Annotated in this window: 15 protein-coding genes; all 15 read right to left on the bottom strand. The window is 36.4% G+C overall.

The window, feature by feature from the left end; translation table 11 throughout:
* Nucleotides 1–3: 3 nt before the first annotated feature.
* The 15 genes from mutL to WMO14_RS01440 all read right to left on the bottom strand — a co-directional run bounded on the left by mutL (nt 4) and on the right by WMO14_RS01440 (nt 17,729).
* Complete coding sequence (gene mutL / locus WMO14_RS01510) at nt 4–1,980, bottom strand: DNA mismatch repair endonuclease MutL (protein ID WP_349153153.1); 1,977 nt, start codon at nt 1,978–1,980, stop codon at nt 4–6.
* A gap of 18 nt (nt 1,981–1,998) precedes the next feature.
* Nucleotides 1,999–4,668 (bottom strand): DNA mismatch repair protein MutS, encoded by a 2,670-nt coding sequence (gene mutS / locus WMO14_RS01505; protein WP_022501792.1) that lies wholly within the window; start codon nt 4,666–4,668, stop codon nt 1,999–2,001.
* Nucleotides 4,669–4,698: 30 nt separating this feature from the next.
* Nucleotides 4,699–6,156, bottom strand: coding sequence for a tRNA (N6-isopentenyl adenosine(37)-C2)-methylthiotransferase MiaB (gene miaB / locus WMO14_RS01500; RefSeq protein WP_055306589.1), 1,458 nt, complete (start codon nt 6,154–6,156; stop codon nt 4,699–4,701).
* A 10-nt stretch (nt 6,157–6,166) separates the two neighbouring features.
* Nucleotides 6,167–7,849, bottom strand: coding sequence for a sensor domain-containing protein (locus WMO14_RS01495; protein ID WP_318295535.1), 1,683 nt, complete (start codon nt 7,847–7,849; stop codon nt 6,167–6,169).
* 12 nt (nt 7,850–7,861) lie between these two features.
* Complete coding sequence (locus WMO14_RS01490) at nt 7,862–9,109, bottom strand: glutamate-5-semialdehyde dehydrogenase (RefSeq protein ID WP_349153152.1); 1,248 nt, start codon at nt 9,107–9,109, stop codon at nt 7,862–7,864.
* Between the two features lie 100 nt (nt 9,110–9,209).
* Nucleotides 9,210–9,803, bottom strand: coding sequence for a 5-formyltetrahydrofolate cyclo-ligase (locus WMO14_RS01485; RefSeq protein WP_055174688.1), 594 nt, complete (start codon nt 9,801–9,803; stop codon nt 9,210–9,212).
* The gene (locus WMO14_RS01480) at nt 9,784–10,026 is read right to left on the bottom strand and encodes a DUF896 domain-containing protein (RefSeq protein ID WP_055174685.1); all 243 of its coding nucleotides are present in this window, start codon (nt 10,024–10,026) and stop codon (nt 9,784–9,786) included. The genes WMO14_RS01485 and WMO14_RS01480 overlap by 20 nt, the downstream gene beginning before the upstream one ends.
* Nucleotides 10,027–10,055: 29 nt before the next feature.
* Nucleotides 10,056–11,216: a hypothetical protein gene (locus tag WMO14_RS01475; RefSeq protein ID WP_022501798.1), complete on the bottom strand. Its 1,161-nt coding sequence runs from the start codon at nt 11,214–11,216 to the stop codon at nt 10,056–10,058.
* A gap of 12 nt (nt 11,217–11,228) precedes the next feature.
* Complete coding sequence (proB, locus tag WMO14_RS01470; RefSeq protein ID WP_022501799.1) at nt 11,229–12,077, bottom strand: glutamate 5-kinase; 849 nt, start codon at nt 12,075–12,077, stop codon at nt 11,229–11,231.
* Nucleotides 12,078–12,161: 84 nt separating this feature from the next.
* A complete protein-coding gene (locus tag WMO14_RS01465; protein WP_090140020.1) occupies nt 12,162–13,838 on the bottom strand; it encodes an NAD(P)/FAD-dependent oxidoreductase in 1,677 nt (558 codons plus the stop codon).
* Nucleotides 13,835–15,100, bottom strand: a complete 1,266-nt coding sequence (locus tag WMO14_RS01460; RefSeq protein ID WP_055174680.1) for an aminoacetone oxidase family FAD-binding enzyme — start codon at nt 15,098–15,100, stop codon at nt 13,835–13,837. Before WMO14_RS01460 ends, WMO14_RS01465 begins: the two co-directional genes overlap by 4 nt.
* Before the next feature lie 21 nt (nt 15,101–15,121).
* The gene (locus tag WMO14_RS01455) at nt 15,122–15,565 is read right to left on the bottom strand and encodes a hypothetical protein (protein WP_349153151.1); all 444 of its coding nucleotides are present in this window, start codon (nt 15,563–15,565) and stop codon (nt 15,122–15,124) included.
* Nucleotides 15,566–15,649: 84 nt separating this feature from the next.
* Complete coding sequence (gene cdd / locus WMO14_RS01450; RefSeq protein WP_055306585.1) at nt 15,650–16,036, bottom strand: cytidine deaminase; 387 nt, start codon at nt 16,034–16,036, stop codon at nt 15,650–15,652.
* A gap of 123 nt (nt 16,037–16,159) precedes the next feature.
* Nucleotides 16,160–16,669 (bottom strand): rRNA maturation RNase YbeY, encoded by a 510-nt coding sequence (gene ybeY / locus WMO14_RS01445; protein WP_055306584.1) that lies wholly within the window; start codon nt 16,667–16,669, stop codon nt 16,160–16,162.
* On the bottom strand, nt 16,659–17,729 hold the full coding sequence (locus WMO14_RS01440; protein ID WP_090140024.1) for a PhoH family protein: 1,071 nt from the start codon (nt 17,727–17,729) through the stop codon (nt 16,659–16,661). Before WMO14_RS01440 ends, ybeY begins: the two co-directional genes overlap by 11 nt.
* Between the last annotated feature and the right edge of the window lie 12 nt (nt 17,730–17,741).

Here is a 17,741-nt window from a genome sequence, read left to right as displayed (position 1 = left end):
CTTTTACACTATTCGTTTAAATTTCTTTTCTATATCATATTTACTCATAACTATAAGCGTTGGCCTGCCGTGTGGGCAGTTATATGGATTGTCAGCTTTCATAAGTTCTTCCATAAGTTCCTTTGCTTCTTCATATGATATTTCATTATTGCCCTTAATAGCCGCCTTGCACGACATAGACGCTACCTTTTCTGTAAGTATATCCATATCTGTCATTCTGCCATCCTGCATAAGACCATCTATAAGGTCAGTTAGCATCTGCCTGTAATCAAGCTTCGGAAAACCTGCCGGTATTCCTGTTACTTTATATTCATTGCCGCCAAATTCTTCTATCTCATATCCAAGCTTATTAAATATTGACATATTCCTTTTAAGTACTTCTTCCTCATTCATATTAAGAGTAAGAATAATAGGCGGCATAAGCATCTGTGTATCAATTTTTTGAGTTCTCAATTTATTCATCGTCTTCTCATAAAGAACTTTTTCGTGTGCCGCGTGCTGATCCATCATATAGAATCTGTCCTCAAATTCTATTAGCCAGTATGTATCAAATAATTGTCCTATTATCCTGTAATTATTCTTATTCTTCTCATCTAGAAGCTTATCCTCAAATAAAGATATCTGCCTGCTCTCCTCTGCTTTTCTTGAATTATACTGCACAATATCTTCTTTAATAAGTTTATCAGACCTCACGGTTTCAAATGGCTCTGGAAGCCTTGTTTTATTCATAATCGAAGATTCATTAGCGATAACCTTATTCTCATTTATAGCACCTGAACCTGCCGGTACACCATATTGCTTGACCGTAGCACCTGAGCCTGCCGACATATTATGTTGCGTATCCGCAGCACCTGAACCTGCTGGTACATTTTGCTGTACTCCCGTTGCACTATACCCAGCCATCTGCTTCTGTTCTTCTGCCTTCTTTTGCTCCAGCTCATCATTATGAATTTTATTCATAAACTGTCCATCTGGTTCAACTTTTGCCACAAGTTCTTTTCCCTTAAGCGTTGATAATATTGAATCATATACGAAATTGTATACATACTCGTTATTCTGAAATCTCAATTCCATCTTGGTAGGGTGGACATTCACATCAATTATATCCGGACTTATCGTAAAATGTATTACAGTGAACGGATAATTATGAGGCATTATAAAACCTTTATAAGCTTCCTCAATTGCCTTATTAATTATATTGCTCTTTATATAACGTCCGTTAATGTAATAATTCTCGTAAGTCCTGTTACCTCTGTTAATAAAAGGTTTCCCTATATAACCCTCAATCTTAATATCCTGTGTCTTTGCATTAATATCATACAGATTAGCAGTTATATCACGGCCATACACATTATATATAATATCCTTTAATTTCATATTTCCTGATGTATGAAGCTTATTCTGGTTATTATTAATAAATCTGAATGAAACCTCAGGATGTGATAAAGCCATATACTGCATTAACGCATTAATGTATCCTGCCTCTGTCATCGCTGACTTTAAGAACTTTCTTCTGACTGGTGTATTAAAGAACAAATTTCTTATAATAAATGTTGTTCCATCAGGTGCACCGATATCTTCAACAGATATAACCTCGCTGCCCTCTGACTGATACCTCGTTCCTGTTATATCATCCTTAGTCTTGGTTATTAATTCAATCTGCGATACTGCCGCTATACTCGCAAGTGCCTCACCCCTGAAACCAAGTGAGGATACAGTTAAAAGGTCTTCAATTGACTTAATCTTACTTGTGGCGTGTCTTTTAAATGCAATATCTATCTCATCTTTCTTAATACCTGAACCATTATCCGTAACCCTGATAAATGAAATTCCGCCTTCCTTTGCTTCGACAGTTACAGCAGTCGCCCCGGCATCTATTGCATTTTCAACAAGCTCTTTTACAACAGAAGATGGTCTTTCTATAACTTCTCCTGCCGCTATTTTATTAATTGTATTCTGATCAAGTAACTGAATTCCCATATTAACCCTCACTTCACATTAATTCTCATTAACAAAGTATCTGTTCTTAACCTTGCCCTGAAGCTTATAAAGAATATTAAGCGCATCGATTGGTGTCATATTGCTTATATCAAGCTCTTTTATATCCTTTATTATATCATCGTCCTTTACAGTATCAAAAAGTGTCATCTGCTTTACTTCCAGTTCATTGACCTTCTTATAACGGTCATTCATCTTCTCCACTTTCTTTGAATACTGTGCAATATCCTTTGCCTTTTGTGATATATCTGCATCACTGAGTTCTACAACAAGTTCCTTAGCCCTGTTTAATACATTTTCTGGAACACCTGCTAATTTGGCCACCTGTATTCCATAGCTCTTATCTGCACCACCTTTTATAATCTTTCTTAAAAATACGATGTCATCCCCGCACTCTTTAACTGCTATACAGTAATTATTAACGCCGTCAAGTGTTCCTTCAAGTTCTGTCAATTCATGGTAATGAGTTGCAAACAATGTCTTTGCTCCTAATATCTTAGTGTTTGCAATGTGTTCGACAACCGCCCACGCTATACTAAGACCGTCAAATGTACTTGTGCCTCGTCCTATCTCATCAAGAATTATAAGGCTATTAGATGTCGCATTACGGAGAATATTAGCAACCTCTGTCATCTCAACCATAAATGTAGACTGTCCGGAAGCCAGGTCATCAGATGCACCTACTCTTGTAAATATCCTGTCTACAATACATATATTAGCAGAGTCTGCAGGGACAAAGCTTCCTGTCTGTGCCATAAGGACAATAAGAGCTGTCTGCCTCATATATGTTGACTTACCAGCCATATTAGGTCCTGTTATTATCGCAACCCTGTTGGAATTATTATCAAGATATGTATCATTGGCTATGAACATATCATTGCTTATCATCTTCTCGACTACCGGATGTCTTCCATTCTTTATATCAATTACACCCTTATCGTTAATCTTAGGCCTTACATAATTATTCTGTGTCGCAACAACTGATAATGAAGCATATGCATCTATCATAGCAACCGCTTTTGCTGTACCCTGTATGCGGACTACCTGCGAGGCAATACGCTCCCTTACCTCGCTGAAAAGGTCATATTCCAAAGAATAAAGCTTATCCTCTGCACCAAGAATTACATCTTCAAGATGTTTAAGCTCATCTGTTGTATAACGCTCTGCATTAGTCAATGTCTGCTTTCTTACCCATTCAGGAGGTACTTTGTCCTTAAATGAATTTGTCACCTCAAGATAATAGCCAAACACTTTGTTATATTTAACCTTTAATGTCTTAATTCCTGTTCTTTCTTTCTCTCTTATCTCAAGCTCAGACAGCCATTCCTTTCCTTTTATCTTGGCATCTCTTAACTCGTCAGCCTCTTTTGAATAGCCCTCTTTTATAATACCTCCATCTCTTACTGATATTGGTGGTTCTTCAACTATAGCTGAATTAATAAGCTCGTACAAATCAGCAAGGTCATCAAGCTTATCATAGCAGGCTGCAAATTCCTCTGAATGGAAATTACCTATAATCCTCTTAATATGTGGAAGCATTTCAAGTGTATTCCTGAAAGCTATTAAATCCCTTGGATTGGCTGTCTTACAGCTTATCTTAGTCATAATTCTTTCTATGTCATACACTGGATTAAGGTATTCCCTTAATTCTTCCCTGTCGATAAGGCTGTCGCCCAATTCTTGTATACAGTCCTGTCTTTTAATTATATCATCTTTGTTAATAAGCGGCTGTTCAATATAAGAACGTAACATTCTTGCACCCATAGCTGTCTTAGTCTTATCAAGCACCCACAGAAGCGAACCCTTCTTCTGCTTTTCTCTCATTGTCTCAACAAGCTCAAGATTTCTTCTTGATGAGCTGTCAATAAGCATATATTTGCCTGACGAATAAGGAAGAAGTGTTGTGATATGAGGCATATTGCTTTTCTGTGTCTCATATAGATAAGTCAGGAGTGCACCCGAAGCTATTATTCCAACTGTATAATCTTTTAAACCAAGTCCATCTAACATCTCCATATGAAAATGTTCCAGAAGCCTTTTCTTACAGGTCTCCTCGTTAAAATACCAGTTATCAAGCGTTGACATAGCTATTCCAAGTTTTGTATTGACAGTATCAAGATTAATTCCACTCATTGCGAAGTATTCATTAACAATTATCTCTGATGGCACGAACTTATTAATCTCATCTATAAGCTCACTTCCACCGGCTAACTCTGTCACAAAGAAATCGCCCGTTGAATAATCCGCTATTGAAACTCCAAGATTATCACCAAGATATACTATACTCATCATATAGTTGTTCCTTGTTTCATCAAGTCCAAGTGTATTAATATTAGTTCCCGGTGTTACCACCTTTATTACTTCTCTTTTTACTATGCCCTTTGCCTGCTTAGGGTCTTCCATCTGCTCACATATTGCAACTTTATAGCCTGCCGATACCAATCTGTTAATATAAGTCTCCGCAGCATGAAAAGGAACGCCGCACATAGGTGCACGTTCCTTTTGTCCGCAATCTTTTCCTGTGAGAGTAAGCTCTAATTCCTTAGATGCAACTACAGCATCATCAAAGAACATTTCATAAAAATCACCAAGTCTGTAAAACAGTATACAATCCTTATATTCATTCTTTGTAGCAATGTAATGCTGCATCATTGGTGAATACTCAGCCATCTTTATCCTCCAGTCATCCTGCTTATAATATTAATCGTTCTTTGTTCCCATATAATAGAAGCCTTTACATTCATCAAGATGTACATTGACTATACTTCCTATAAGTTCTTTGTCACCCTTGAAATGGACTAAAATATTATTAGTCATTCGTCCTGTTACAAATGTATTATCGTGGTCATCTATATCCTCAACCAATACATCCATATCCATACCTTCATATCTCTTGATATGTTCGTGGCTCACCTCAGATACAGTTGCTAACAATCTGTTAAATCTGTCTTTTACTATATCTTCACTGACCTGTCCGTCCATCTTGGCAGCAGGTGTTCCAGTTCTCTTAGAATATATAAATGTGTAAGCACTGTCATACTTTGCTTTTCTTACAACATCAAGTGTATCCTCAAAGTCTTCCTCTGTTTCACCTGGGAAGCCTACAATTATATCTGTTGTAATAGATATATCTGGGATTGTATTTCTTATCTTGTCTACCAGTTCAAGATAATGCTCCTTAGTGTACTGTCTGTTCATAAGCTTAAGAAGACGGCTGCTTCCTGACTGTAATGGAAGATGTATATGGTTACATATCTTGCTGTTATCTCTTATTGCCTCTATAAGCTCATCTGATAAATCCTTTGGATGAGGTGTCATAAATCTTATTCTCTCAAGTCCGTCAATCTTGGCAATCTCTCTTAAAAGCTCGGCAAATGTAACATTATCGTCAAGTGTCTTGCCATAAGAATTAACATTCTGTCCAAGAAGCATTACTTCCTTTACACCGTCACTTACAAGTCTTTCAATCTCTCTTATTATCTCTTTTGGCTCTCTTGATTTCTCCCTGCCTCGTACATATGGAACAATACAATATGTACAGAAGTTATTACAGCCAAACATAATATTGACACCAGACTTAAATGGATACTTTCTTGAAGTTGGAAGCTCCTCAACAACCTCCTTAGTAGAATCCCATATATCAATAACCTGTTCATCACCTGTAAAGCACATATACATAAGCTCTGCAAGCTTGAAAATATTAAATGTACCAAACACAATATCTACGAATTTGTAAGATGTCTTTATCTTTTCTACAACTTCTGGTTCCTGCATCATACAGCCGCACATTGCAATAATCATCTCGCCATTGGCTCTCTTAACCTTTTTTAACTGTCCGAGACGTCCGTATACCCTTAAGTTGGCATTTTCTCGTACTGTACAGGTATTGTATATTACAAAATCAGCATTTTCTTCATCGTCTGACTCCTGATAGCCGATATCCTTTAATATTCCAAGAAGCTTTTCTGAGTCCCTTGCATTCATCTGACAGCCAAATGTTGAAACTACAGCAGTAAGTGGTCTGTTAAGTGCTTCTGACTTTTCCTTAACAATCTTTCTGCAGGCCTTTAAATAGTAATACTGTCTCATCGGCTCGTATTCTGGAACCGGAGCAGATAAATCTATGCTGTTAATCATATTCTCAATTGTTGTATCCATTATTTATATATTACCTCTTTATTCTTTCCTGTTGTTTAATCATTCTGCAAAATTCAACGTCTTTGACAGGTTTGCCGTAATAATACCCCTGTATATAATCAGCCTCAAGCTTTGTTACAGCCATCAATTCATCTTTTGTCTCAACACCCTCAACGCATATTTTAACACCCATCTCGTGTGCCATTTTTATAATAAAGCTGACAAGTATTCTGTTGTTATCTGTAAGATGTATATCAGTAATAAATGCCCTGTCTATCTTTAAGATACCAAACATCTTATCCTTCATATATTCAAAATTAGAATATCCGGTTCCAAAATCATCTATTGCAAGTAAAAAGCCATTATCCACGAATTCTTTAAGAACTCTTTTTATCGCAATATTAGAATCCATCTGTATGCTTTCAGTAATCTCAAATACAAAATGTTCATTTCCAGCATCATATTTGTTTATATTCTCAATTACATCTTTTATAACATTGCTCTTTGCAATCTGTACAAACGAAAGATTAATATGCATAACAAACTGGGGTATTATCTTTACCCATTCGTTGCATTGGGCAGCAGCTGTATCTATAATCCATCTTCCCAATGGTATAATAAGCGAGCTTTCTTCAAGCAGTGGAATAAACTCTACAGGCGACATAAAACCATATTGGTCACTTTTCCATCTTAAAAGTGCCTCTGCACCCTCAATCCTACCTGTATCAGCATCAACAATCGGCTGGTAAAACAATTCAAATCCTTTGAAATTATCATTAACACTAGACCTTAACTCGCCCTGAATTTCAAGCCTTTTTATATAATTAGCATAATCAGCCTTATCAAAAAATTCAAATCTGTTCTTTCCGTTAAGCTTTGCTTTATGCAGGGCAAAACGGGTATTCTTAATAATATCTTTATAGGTATCTGTATTAGTATCAAACGCATACGCACCTGCTGATATATTAAAGAATACATCATATCCTCTGTCATCAATAACACTGTCTATATCTTCTCTTATAGTCTTGTATAACATCTTGGCATTTTTCTTAATATCACCGCTCATATCAAGGGATACTATTATGAACTCGTCTCCTCTTGTCCTATATACAGAAAATGTCTGTTCTTTGGATTGTCTGACAAGAATGCCTGCCAATATTGCAAGCACCTCATCGCCTGTCTTAGTGCCATATTTCTCATTAATTTCTTTGAAATTATCAATCCCTATCTGCATAATACAACCTGTATGACCATCGCTCTTTACAATATCGTCATACCTGTCTTCAAGAATTAAATCTGTATATATGCCGGTTACATTATCATATCTGTTCTTTTTTCCAATCTCTGATACACGGCCTATCATATAATTAATGCCATTTCTTCGTACCAGCTGTCCGCGGCAGCTTATAAATACATATCCGTTCTTTCTTGATTTCCAGCGGTATTCCATATTATGACAGCTTATATGTCCATTCTGAAGTTCACTAATATTATTAAATACAGCTTCATAATCATCTGGATATATTACATCCTTTAACTTTCTTCCCGCATTACTGAATTCTGCAACATCGAGTTCAAAATCCTTTGTTATAGAACTACTGTATACCGCATAATCATTACTTAAGTCATATATGTATAGATAATCATCTGTGCATTTAGATATTATAGATAAAAAATATTTCCAGTCTGCTATATCTTCTCCCATTTGTCCCATAATATTCAAGCCCTATTCTCTAACCTGTCCATTGCCATATATTATATATTTACTTGTTGTTAACGCCTCAAGTCCCATAGGTCCTCTTGCGTGTATCTTCTGTGTACTTATACCTATCTCTGCTCCAAATCCAAATTCAAAGCCGTCAGTAAATCTTGTAGAAGCATTTACATATACACAAGCCGCATCTATCTCATTAAGAAACTTCTGTGCATTATTATAATCTTTAGTTATTATTGACTCTGAATGACCCGTATTGTACCTGTTGATATGTGCAATTGCCTCATCTATATTATCTACTACTTTAACAGATATAATATAATCAAGATATTCACGTCCCCAATCCGTATCATCTGCCTTTATTATTCTGTCATCTATAGATAAAGCTTTCTCATCACCACGTATCTCTACATTCTTGGTCTTTAACTTATCTACTATTACCGGAATAGCTTCACCTGCAATATTCTTATGAACAACAAGCGATTCGCACGCATTGCATACGCCAATTCTTTGTGTCTTGGCATTGTATATTATATTCACCGCCATATCTATATCTGCATATTCATCTACATATATATGGCAGTTTCCTGTTCCTGTCTCTATTACAGGGACTGTGCTGTTATTGACAACATTTTTAATAAGACCTGCTCCACCTCGTGGTATAATTACATCTACATACTCATTAAGGTGCATAAGCTCATCAACATACTTTCTATCTGTTTCAGAAATGTAACTTATGACATCAGGGTCTATTCCAAGTCCTTTTAATACATCTGTTATAACATTCACAATTGCTATATTAGAATTAACAGAATCGCTCCCGCCTCTTAATATGCAGGCATTAGCTGACTTAAAGCAAAGTCCGAAAGCATCTGCTGTAACATTAGGTCTTGATTCATATATAATCGCAGCAACTCCTAATGGAACAGTCTTTTTACCAATCATAAGTCCATTAGGACGTGTCTTCATTGACTTGACCTCGCCTATTGGATCGTCAAGTCCTGCAAGAACTCTTAAGCCGTCAGCCATTCCTTCTATTCTGCTCTCTGTAAGCATAAGTCTGTCTAAAAGAGCTGTGCTCATATTATTCTTCTTGCCATTAGCAAGGTCAATAGCATTAGCTTCTCTTATGTAATCACTTCTTTTTACAAGGGCATCAGCAACCTTTAATAAAGCATTATTTCTTTCCTTAATGCCAAGCTTTGCAAGATATGTGGACGCTTTCTTTGCATCACTGCCCATCTGTGTTAATGTCTTCATATCAATCCTCACTTCCGTGCATAACTGCACTAATACTTAATAACTAATTATCATTTATAAGTATTTTTACAACTCCTCAATATCCATATCTCTTTATTAATTACAGCTCCTGAGCTGTTATAATTCTTTTATCAGTTATAATCATATCTGGTCTTATGTCGAATTCCTCTGCCGGTATATCATCAAGCACCTGATAATCAAAGCATATGGCTGTCTTATAATATCTGTCGCCATTCTTAACAAGATATCTGTCATAAAATCCACCGCCGTAACCTATTCTGTTAAGCGTAACATCAAAAGCAAGCCCCGGCATAACAAGAAGTCCGTCCTGTGGAATTTCATAGTCGTCAGATACAGGTTCTTTAATTCCCATATATCCATCCTGCAAGTCATCATAAGAATTAATTCTTACAAATTCCATATATTTATCTGACCTGTCTTCTTTATTAATTATAACCTTAGGAACATACACTTTTTTGCCACGTTCAAGGCTTTTATTAATAATACCCGATGTTTCGACTTCCTGATTATAGCTTACATATATAAGTATATTATCATTGTCCTGATATTCCTTTGACAACTCAAGTCTGTCTGTAATTATTCTGCTTCCTGCAGTTATTTCTTCAACAGACATAGCCTTTTTCTTATTAGTTATTAATGTTCTGATTTCTTTCTTATTCTGCTTTACTGTCATTATTCTTCATCTTCTCATCATGTCTTTGCTTTACATCTATAATAGAACCATCTGGATTTTGTATCTTTATTGTCTCTAATGTGCCTCTTAAATTATTACGGAATGCCGCAACATATTCTTTTCTTAATCTAATCTGTTCTTCGGCTTCTTCCTTTGTAAGACCTTCACCCTTAGACTTATGATAGAGTTCATTTATTCTTTTAATTGTATTCTCTGTTACCATATTTTCTCCATTCTTATTATATCAACTTCCTACAATGTAAATACAAGCAGGTCATCTCCATTTACCATACAGGTATTAAATTGTGCTTTCTTCTTAAGAAGTGCGTGGTGTATATCCGGAAACTTGTAGGCTTCAATATACTCTGAACCTTTTTTGATAAATGGTATTCTGTGCTTTATATGGGTGACAAGAATTACATCATTACATACATATTGTATCTGCATATTAGAAGGAATCTGATATTCCTCTTTCTGCGTATTAAGATTAATAAGATATGTCACATCCTTGTCCTTCTTTATTGTGTAGGGATTGCCCTCAATAACATATGTATAACTAAGGTCTGATGCTTCCTTAATATCATTATTAATTCTTATCTGCTTTACTTTATTCTCAAAATCATAAAGCACAACTTCTTCTGACATCGCACTTATATTAAACTTTGAATATATAACCCGGTTCTCAGAACGCTTCATATATGCAAATGTCTTGTCCGTATCCGCTGTATCTAATATATCCATAGTAATCTCTGCTGGATTTAACATCATCTCAGATACAAACTGCTTGGTATTAACAATACCTATATATTCCTGATTATGCTTTTCTTCATTAATATCTGTGCCATCGAAGTCTTTTCTACTGCCGAGCTTTAACACACTGTTATTGCCCTCTAACGGAATAATATTATAAAGTCCAAGTCTTTTAAGCAGTGACCCTTCTGTTGATATTTCCCTGTCAGAATTAAAATCCCGAAGCACTACATTAGTCACTTCATTATCTTGTCCGATTTCTTCAATTATTGCAAAATCATATTCCAATACATATATATGTATATGACTTTGTCTGATTTTCTCAAGTTCATCAATCTCATATCTATACACAAGTGTACTCTCGTTATCATCAAATGAATATCTGTACAGCAATATATCTGCCTTGCTGTCTGTAATCTGTTCCGCAGATACATAGAACACATAATCGTGCGTATTATGGGCATAAATAATACTGGCTATATTATATTTCTTGATTTCTGGTGAGATTTCATACCTCTCATTCGTAATAGAATTAAGGATATACAATTTCTTACCAATAAAATCAAGAAACTTATAGTTATCATCCACCATCTGTAACACAAGCCCGTTATTGATTGGTTTGAACACGGCATCTTCTGTATTCCTTATAAGCTTTATGTCCATCAGCACCTCCCCTTAGCCTATGAATTTGACAAGGTCAAAATTCTCGTCTTTACAGCTTACAAAAAGTGTACCGACATCTGCACCTGACATTATCTTAGCAATATTATCAATATCATTGCCATTTGCTATAACCATATCTGCACCTGAGCTTACAGCTATTCCTGCTGCCTTAAGCTTAGTTGCCATACCACCTGTTCCAACACCGCTTCCTGATGTACTCTTGCCCATATTAAGAAGCTTGTCATCTATGACATCTACCTGATTAATAAATCTTGCATCCGGGTTAGAATTAGGGTCGTCTGTATACAATCCGTCTATATCTGATAACAATATAAGGAGGTCTGCATCAATAATTGAAGTAACAATTGCTGAAAGCCTGTCATTATCTCCAAAAGTCTGAACCTGTTTAATCTCGTATGTAGATACTGTATCATTCTCATTAACAATAGGAACTGCACCAAGATTTAACAGCTCATTAAATGTATTCTGTGCATTTCTTCTGCTCTTATCATTCATAACTGTAGCCTTAGTCATTAATACCTGTGCCGCTGTAGTACTGTACTCAGCAAATATCTTCTGATATACCATCATAAGCTTTGCCTGTCCAATAGCCGCACACGCCTGCTTTACAGGGAGTTCATCAGGCTTCTCATTAAGCCCTATTGCCATTCTTCCAACAGCGATAGCTCCTGATGAAACAAGAACAACATCCTTGCCAGAATTCTTAATATCCACTATTGTACGCACCAGCTTTTCTATCTTTCCAAGATTAAGCCTGCCTGTTTCATTGTGCATAAGCGAAGAAGAACCTATCTTAATTACTATTCTCTTCTTATCCTTAACTGCTTCTCTTATATTCATTATTATTCCTCACTCCCGCCAGCCTGACTTAGCATAAGCTTATCTGACTTTCCTATATGGTTAAATACCTAATAAAGTATTGTACTATACCTCTTTAAAAAAGTCTATATTTGCCGCAATTTTCTCTGCAATCTTAATTCCGTCAACCGCCGCAGAAGTTATTCCACCGGCATATCCTGCTCCTTCTCCACAAGGATAAAGACCAGCACAGCCAACCGACATCAGCTCATCATTACGTGTTATTCTTACAGGGCTTGAAGTCCTGCTCTCAACGCCTGCAAATACAGCATCGTCCATATCAAAGCCTTTTATGTATCTAGAGCAGCCTGTAACTCCCTCACACAAAGCCTCTGATATATATTCAGGAAGTACATTTCTTATATTGGAAAGCTTGTACTGTCCCTTAATGCAAGGTGTTACCCTGCCTAACCCTGTTGATGTAACATTTTCCTTAAAATCAGCAAATAACTGCACAGGTATCTTTCCAACCCCTTCTTTATATGCAGCCCTTTCAAGCTTTCTTTGGAATTCCACGCCGTCAAGCACTCCATTTCCGAAATCATCTGGTGTAACTGTTACTATCATTGCACTGTTCGCGTTAGCTGAGTCACGCCCAGAATAGCTCATACCATTAACTGCAAGCATATTCTCCTCTGAGCTTGCATTAACAACATATCCGCCAGGACACATACAGAACGAATACACACCACGTTCTTTTCCTGTGCTTACTGATTTGTATGTAACCTTATAATCTGCTGTTGGAAGCTTGTACTCACACTTTCCATACGCATTTTCATTGATGAATTCCTGTGGGTGCATTATTCTTAACCCTACTGCAAATGACTTCGGCTCCATCATTATATCTTTGCTATCAAGCATTTTAAATGTATCTCTTGCACTGTGTCCGATTGACAGGCATACTTGTCTGCACTGTCTTTCAAAATATATATCATTCTTGATATCGTACACTTTTATTGAGCTTACTTTCTTATCACTTATATTAATGTCATCTATTCTATGATTAAAATTAATCTGTGCACCAAGACTCTCACAATACTTTCGTATATTGTATACAACATTCATCAGCACATCTGTACCGATATGCGGCTTGTTAGAATATAATATCTCTGATGAAGCGCCAAATCTTACGAACATTTCAAGAACATTTCTTATTCGTCCTGTAGGATCTTTTATTACTGTATTAAGCTTTCCGTCTGAAAATGTTCCTGCTCCGCCTTCACCGAACTGCACATTTGACTGTGTATCAAGCTTTCCTGTATTCCAGAACTCATCAACCTTTCTGTGTCTTTCTTCAATACTGTCCCCACGCTCATATACAACAGGCATAAGTCCAGCCTCGCTAAGCTTAAGTGCCGCAAACATTCCCGCTGGTCCAAAGCCGATTATAACAGGCCTGTCTTCTTCCTTAATTCCTGCGCCCTCATAATTATTAATTCTGCCATATGGAAACTCATATATAACCTTCTCATTATATGTAATATTATTATTGGCTGTTTTCTTTGCAAACGCTTTCAAATCCGTATCTTTATTATTGATAACAAGCTTCTTCACATCAACACTGTATACATACATAATGTCAGGCTTATGTCTTGCATCTATAGACCTCTTTATAATGTCGGACTTTATATCACAGTTATTCTTTAACCTGAGTGCTTTCTTAACTGCCTTTAAAAGCTCAGCCTCTGTGTGGTCTGGTTTTAATTTTATATTATTAATTCTTATTACTTTTTCCTGTTTCAATTATTTATCCTTTCCTTTACTCCTGCCGCCGCTAAGTATGCCGAACTCCACGCCCATTGCAGGTTATAGCCACCGCATTTGCCGTCAACATCAACAACCTCACCAGCAAAGAACACACCCTTTACCTTTTTACATTCCATATTACTTATGTCAATGTCATCAAGAGCAACTCCGCCCTGACACACCTGACCATAATCAAATCCTTTATCACCTGTTATAACAAATCCAAAATGTGTCATAGTTTCAATAATATGTCGCATTTTTTCAATATCAATATCTGCTATGTGCTTACTTTCGCTTATTTTGCATCTTGCCGCTATCATAGCAACAAGCTTTTTATTAATAAGCCCTTCAAAGAACTGCTCTAACGTCTTATAACCTTCTGCTATAATTCGCCTGTTGAAAATATCTTCTATATCACTATCTGTTATATCAGGTATCATATTAATAACAGCCTTGACTTCCCTGTTCTCATCTATAGCTTTTACTGCAAATCTGCTTACCTGAAATACCGGTATTCCTGATATTCCATAATCTGTATACTGGATTTCTCCTGTATCATTTGCTACGCACTGTCCGTCAACCCAAAGCTCTATGCTTCCATAGCTTCTTACACCTGCACCAAGCTTACATACAGCTTTGTCACCGCATACAAGCTGTACAAGTGCGGGAAGTGGCTTTACAATATCAATTCCAAGCTGTCTTACAAGCTCATAACCCGAACCATCTGAGCCTGTCTTTGGCGAAGCCTTTGAACCTGTTGCAATAATTACTGTATCTGCTATAAAGTCTATACCGTCACATTCAAGAACGAACACATCCTTTCCATCAGCTTCTTTCTTATAAATCTTATTAATGACAGTATCCATATTAACCTTAATGCCAGCGTTCTTTATTGCCAATCTTAATGCATTCTGTAATGAAGCGGCTGTCTTAGAATGTGGATATACATAACCATCCTTTTGTGTATAATATACGCCTATACTTTTAAAGAATTTAAGCGTATGCTGTACATCAAACTTATCAATAACTTCCATAACAAGTCTGTTATCTTTATTCTGATACATTTCACTGCTCATATTAAGATTAGTAAAATTACACTTGCCATTGCCTGTCTGTAATATCTTGCTTCCAATCTTTCCTGTGTGTTCTATTATGCAGTTATCTATTCCATAACCTGCAAGCTGTACTGCCGCCATCATTCCAGCCGCACCGCCGCCGATTATGACACATTCGTGCTTTTTCACATATTTGCTTTTCATATATCACTATCCTTATTACTGTTATTCTATGCTGTATGCCTGTATAAAATCATACAGCTGCTGTTCTCCATTTAAACCAAGCCCGTCTGTACATTCTTTCTTTATGCTTTCTGGCAGCAGTTCAATATCAATTTGGGCATAATCGTAGAATTCATATTCAATGTCCGAATTCTTCAATACACCCCTGTATATTACAGCCTGTCCGTCCTGTAACTGCAACAGATAATTATCCGTATATGTCTTATTCTGCTGTGATACCCCTACTGTCTGCTGGGACGTCACCTGTTCTGTGCCAGCTCTTTTATTCTGCATATCTTCATACTTAACTCTGTCCTTCTGTATGTCATCTATATGCTCATCGCCTGTATTGCTGCGTGACAGAAATACTATTGTTAATATTACAATTACAGCCGCCACAACACATATTGATATAACATTTCTTCTATTAAATATACCATTTTCCATTCTTTTGCACCTTCCTTGCAATATGAATTTATATGGTAATTATTTGCAAAATGTTATATTTTATACATTTCATTTTACTATTTATTACAATTTAAAACTATCAGGCAGTAAATAATCAATAGTATATTTAATTATCTCTCCAGCATTTTCAAGAATTATCTGCTCATTACCCTTAAAGAATTCACTCATAACCTGCCTGCATATTCCACACGGATACGTCTTTAAACCTGAAGATGACACTATGGCAATCTTAGCGAATTCTTTTCTACCCTCACTTACAGCCTTGAATATTGCTGTCCTTTCTGCACAGTTAGTCGCACCAAAGCTTGAATTCTCTATATTACAGCCTGTATAAATATGTCCGTCCTTTGTAAGTACGCAAGCCCCGACCTTAAACCTTGAATAAGGTGAATACGAATAAACCATTGCCTCTTTTGCTTTATCTAAAAGCTCTCTATCTGTGTATTCCATTATACCTATACCTCTCACCCGCGATTTCTATATTCTTATAACTGCAATATATAACCTCAATGTTGTCATTTTATAGTTAACTACAATATTATCATTCTTATAATTGTAATATATCCAATATAATTATCTTGTAATTCCTATATTATCAAGGACTTCTCTCTGCTTAGCTTCCATAACCTTGCTTTCTTCTTCTGTCATATGGTCATATCCAAAAAGGTGCATCATACTATGTGCAACTAAGAATGCAAGTTCTCTCACTTCACTGTGTCCATATTTTTCAGCCTGTTCAGCCACCTTCTCTACTGATACAACTATATCACCAAGCATAAGTTCACCTGTATCCGGATTAAAATAGTCCTCTGTGTTATTCTCAAATTCGTCTTCAAGTGACTCAAAATCAGATGGTGCTTCATAATTAATCATAGGAAATGAGAGAACATCTGTAGGTGCATCAACTTCCCTGAACTCTTTGTTAATCTGATGTATCGCCTCATTATCCGTCAATGTGACATTAACCTCTATCTCATATGGACATTTCTCATATGCAGCTGCCTCATTAACAACCTCATTAATTATCTTCTCATAATCTAAATCTAACTTTTTATCTGTTTCATATTCTATATTAATTGTCATTCTTTCTTGTTCCTTTCTCTTTCTTACCCTGTCTGCTGTCGTAATTCTTTTTTGACCTGCCATCAGATTCTTTCCTATTCCGCCTGTCAAATTCTTTCTTGTTCTGTCTGTTCTCATATTCCTCATAAGCTTTTACAATCTTCTGTACAAGAGGGTGTCTTACTACATCGTGGTTAGTAAGCTTTACAAAACCTATCTCATCAACCTTTGAAAGCACCTTCATAGCAACGTCCAGACCAGATGTTACATCTCTTGGAAGATCCTTTTGTGTCTGGTCTCCAGTAACTACTACCTTAGAACCGAAACCTATTCTTGTAAGGAACATTTTCATCTGTGCAGGCGTTGTATTCTGTGCTTCATCTAATATTATAAACGCATTATCAAGAGTTCTTCCTCGCATATATGCAAGCGGTGCTACCTCTATAAGTCCCTTTTCCATATTAGCATTAAAGCTTTCTGCACCCATAATCTGAAAAAGTGCATCATATAAAGGGCGAAGATATGGGTCTACCTTGCTCTGTAAATCACCCGGAAGAAATCCAAGCTTTTCTCCTGCCTCTATCGCTGGTCTTGTAAGAATTATCTTATTAACCTCATTAGACTTAAATGCCTGAATAGCCATTGCCATTGCAAGATATGTCTTTCCTGTACCAGCAGGGCCTATTCCAAATACAATCATTTTATCCCTTATCTGGTCTACATAATTCTTCTGGCCTAATGTCTTTGGCTTAATTGGCTTTCCTGCTATAGTCCTGCATACTGTATCGGAGTCTATCTCTAACATAGTATCCTGCTTATCATCAAATGATAACGATATTGCATAATCAACACTCTGTCTACTTATCTGGTTACCTCTTCTTGCAAGCTCTATAAGATTATCAAGCACGCCTCTTGCCCTTATAACATTAGCTTCTGCTCCTATTATCTTTACAACTCCGTCCCTTGCTATTAATTCTATATTAAGATTACTCTCTATTGCCTTGGCATATTCATCAAACTGTCCAAACACCATACTGCTGTATTCTGCTGGCATATCAATAACAACTTCTACTTCACTCATTAATATTAATCC

It is taken from the genome of Lachnospira rogosae (ex Hitch et al. 2025), assembly GCF_040096455.1.
Lineage (GTDB): Bacteria > Bacillota > Clostridia > Lachnospirales > Lachnospiraceae > Lachnospira > Lachnospira rogosae.
The sequence above is the reverse complement of the archived record's forward strand: the minus strand, read 5'-3'. Positions and strand labels throughout refer to the sequence as shown.

What these genes read in the sequence shown, in the direction of transcription:
- mutS (WP_022501792.1), bottom strand. Translation starts at nt 4,668, where the DNA reads ATGGCTGAGTATTCACCAATGATGCAGCATTACATTGCTACAAAGAAT.
- WMO14_RS01485 (WP_055174688.1), bottom strand. Translation starts at nt 9,803, where the DNA reads ATGACAGTAAAGCAGAATAAGAAAGAAATCAGAACATTAATAACTAAT.
- WMO14_RS01440 (WP_090140024.1), bottom strand. Translation starts at nt 17,729, where the DNA reads ATGAGTGAAGTAGAAGTTGTTATTGATATGCCAGCAGAATACAGCAGT.
- ybeY (WP_055306584.1), bottom strand. Translation starts at nt 16,669, where the DNA reads ATGACAATTAATATAGAATATGAAACAGATAAAAAGTTAGATTTAGAT.
- WMO14_RS01495 (WP_318295535.1), bottom strand. Translation starts at nt 7,849, where the DNA reads ATGGGACAAATGGGAGAAGATATAGCAGACTGGAAATATTTTTTATCT.
- WMO14_RS01480 (WP_055174685.1), bottom strand. Translation starts at nt 10,026, where the DNA reads ATGGTAACAGAGAATACAATTAAAAGAATAAATGAACTCTATCATAAG.
- WMO14_RS01475 (WP_022501798.1), bottom strand. Translation starts at nt 11,216, where the DNA reads ATGGACATAAAGCTTATAAGGAATACAGAAGATGCCGTGTTCAAACCA.
- mutL (WP_349153153.1), bottom strand. Translation starts at nt 1,980, where the DNA reads ATGGGAATTCAGTTACTTGATCAGAATACAATTAATAAAATAGCGGCA.
- miaB (WP_055306589.1), bottom strand. Translation starts at nt 6,156, where the DNA reads ATGGATACAACAATTGAGAATATGATTAACAGCATAGATTTATCTGCT.
- WMO14_RS01490 (WP_349153152.1), bottom strand. Translation starts at nt 9,109, where the DNA reads ATGAAGACATTAACACAGATGGGCAGTGATGCAAAGAAAGCGTCCACA.
- cdd (WP_055306585.1), bottom strand. Translation starts at nt 16,036, where the DNA reads ATGGAATACACAGATAGAGAGCTTTTAGATAAAGCAAAAGAGGCAATG.
- proB (WP_022501799.1), bottom strand. Translation starts at nt 12,077, where the DNA reads ATGAATATAAGAGAAGCAGTTAAGGATAAGAAGAGAATAGTAATTAAG.
- WMO14_RS01460 (WP_055174680.1), bottom strand. Translation starts at nt 15,100, where the DNA reads ATGAAAAGCAAATATGTGAAAAAGCACGAATGTGTCATAATCGGCGGC.
- WMO14_RS01455 (WP_349153151.1), bottom strand. Translation starts at nt 15,565, where the DNA reads ATGGAAAATGGTATATTTAATAGAAGAAATGTTATATCAATATGTGTT.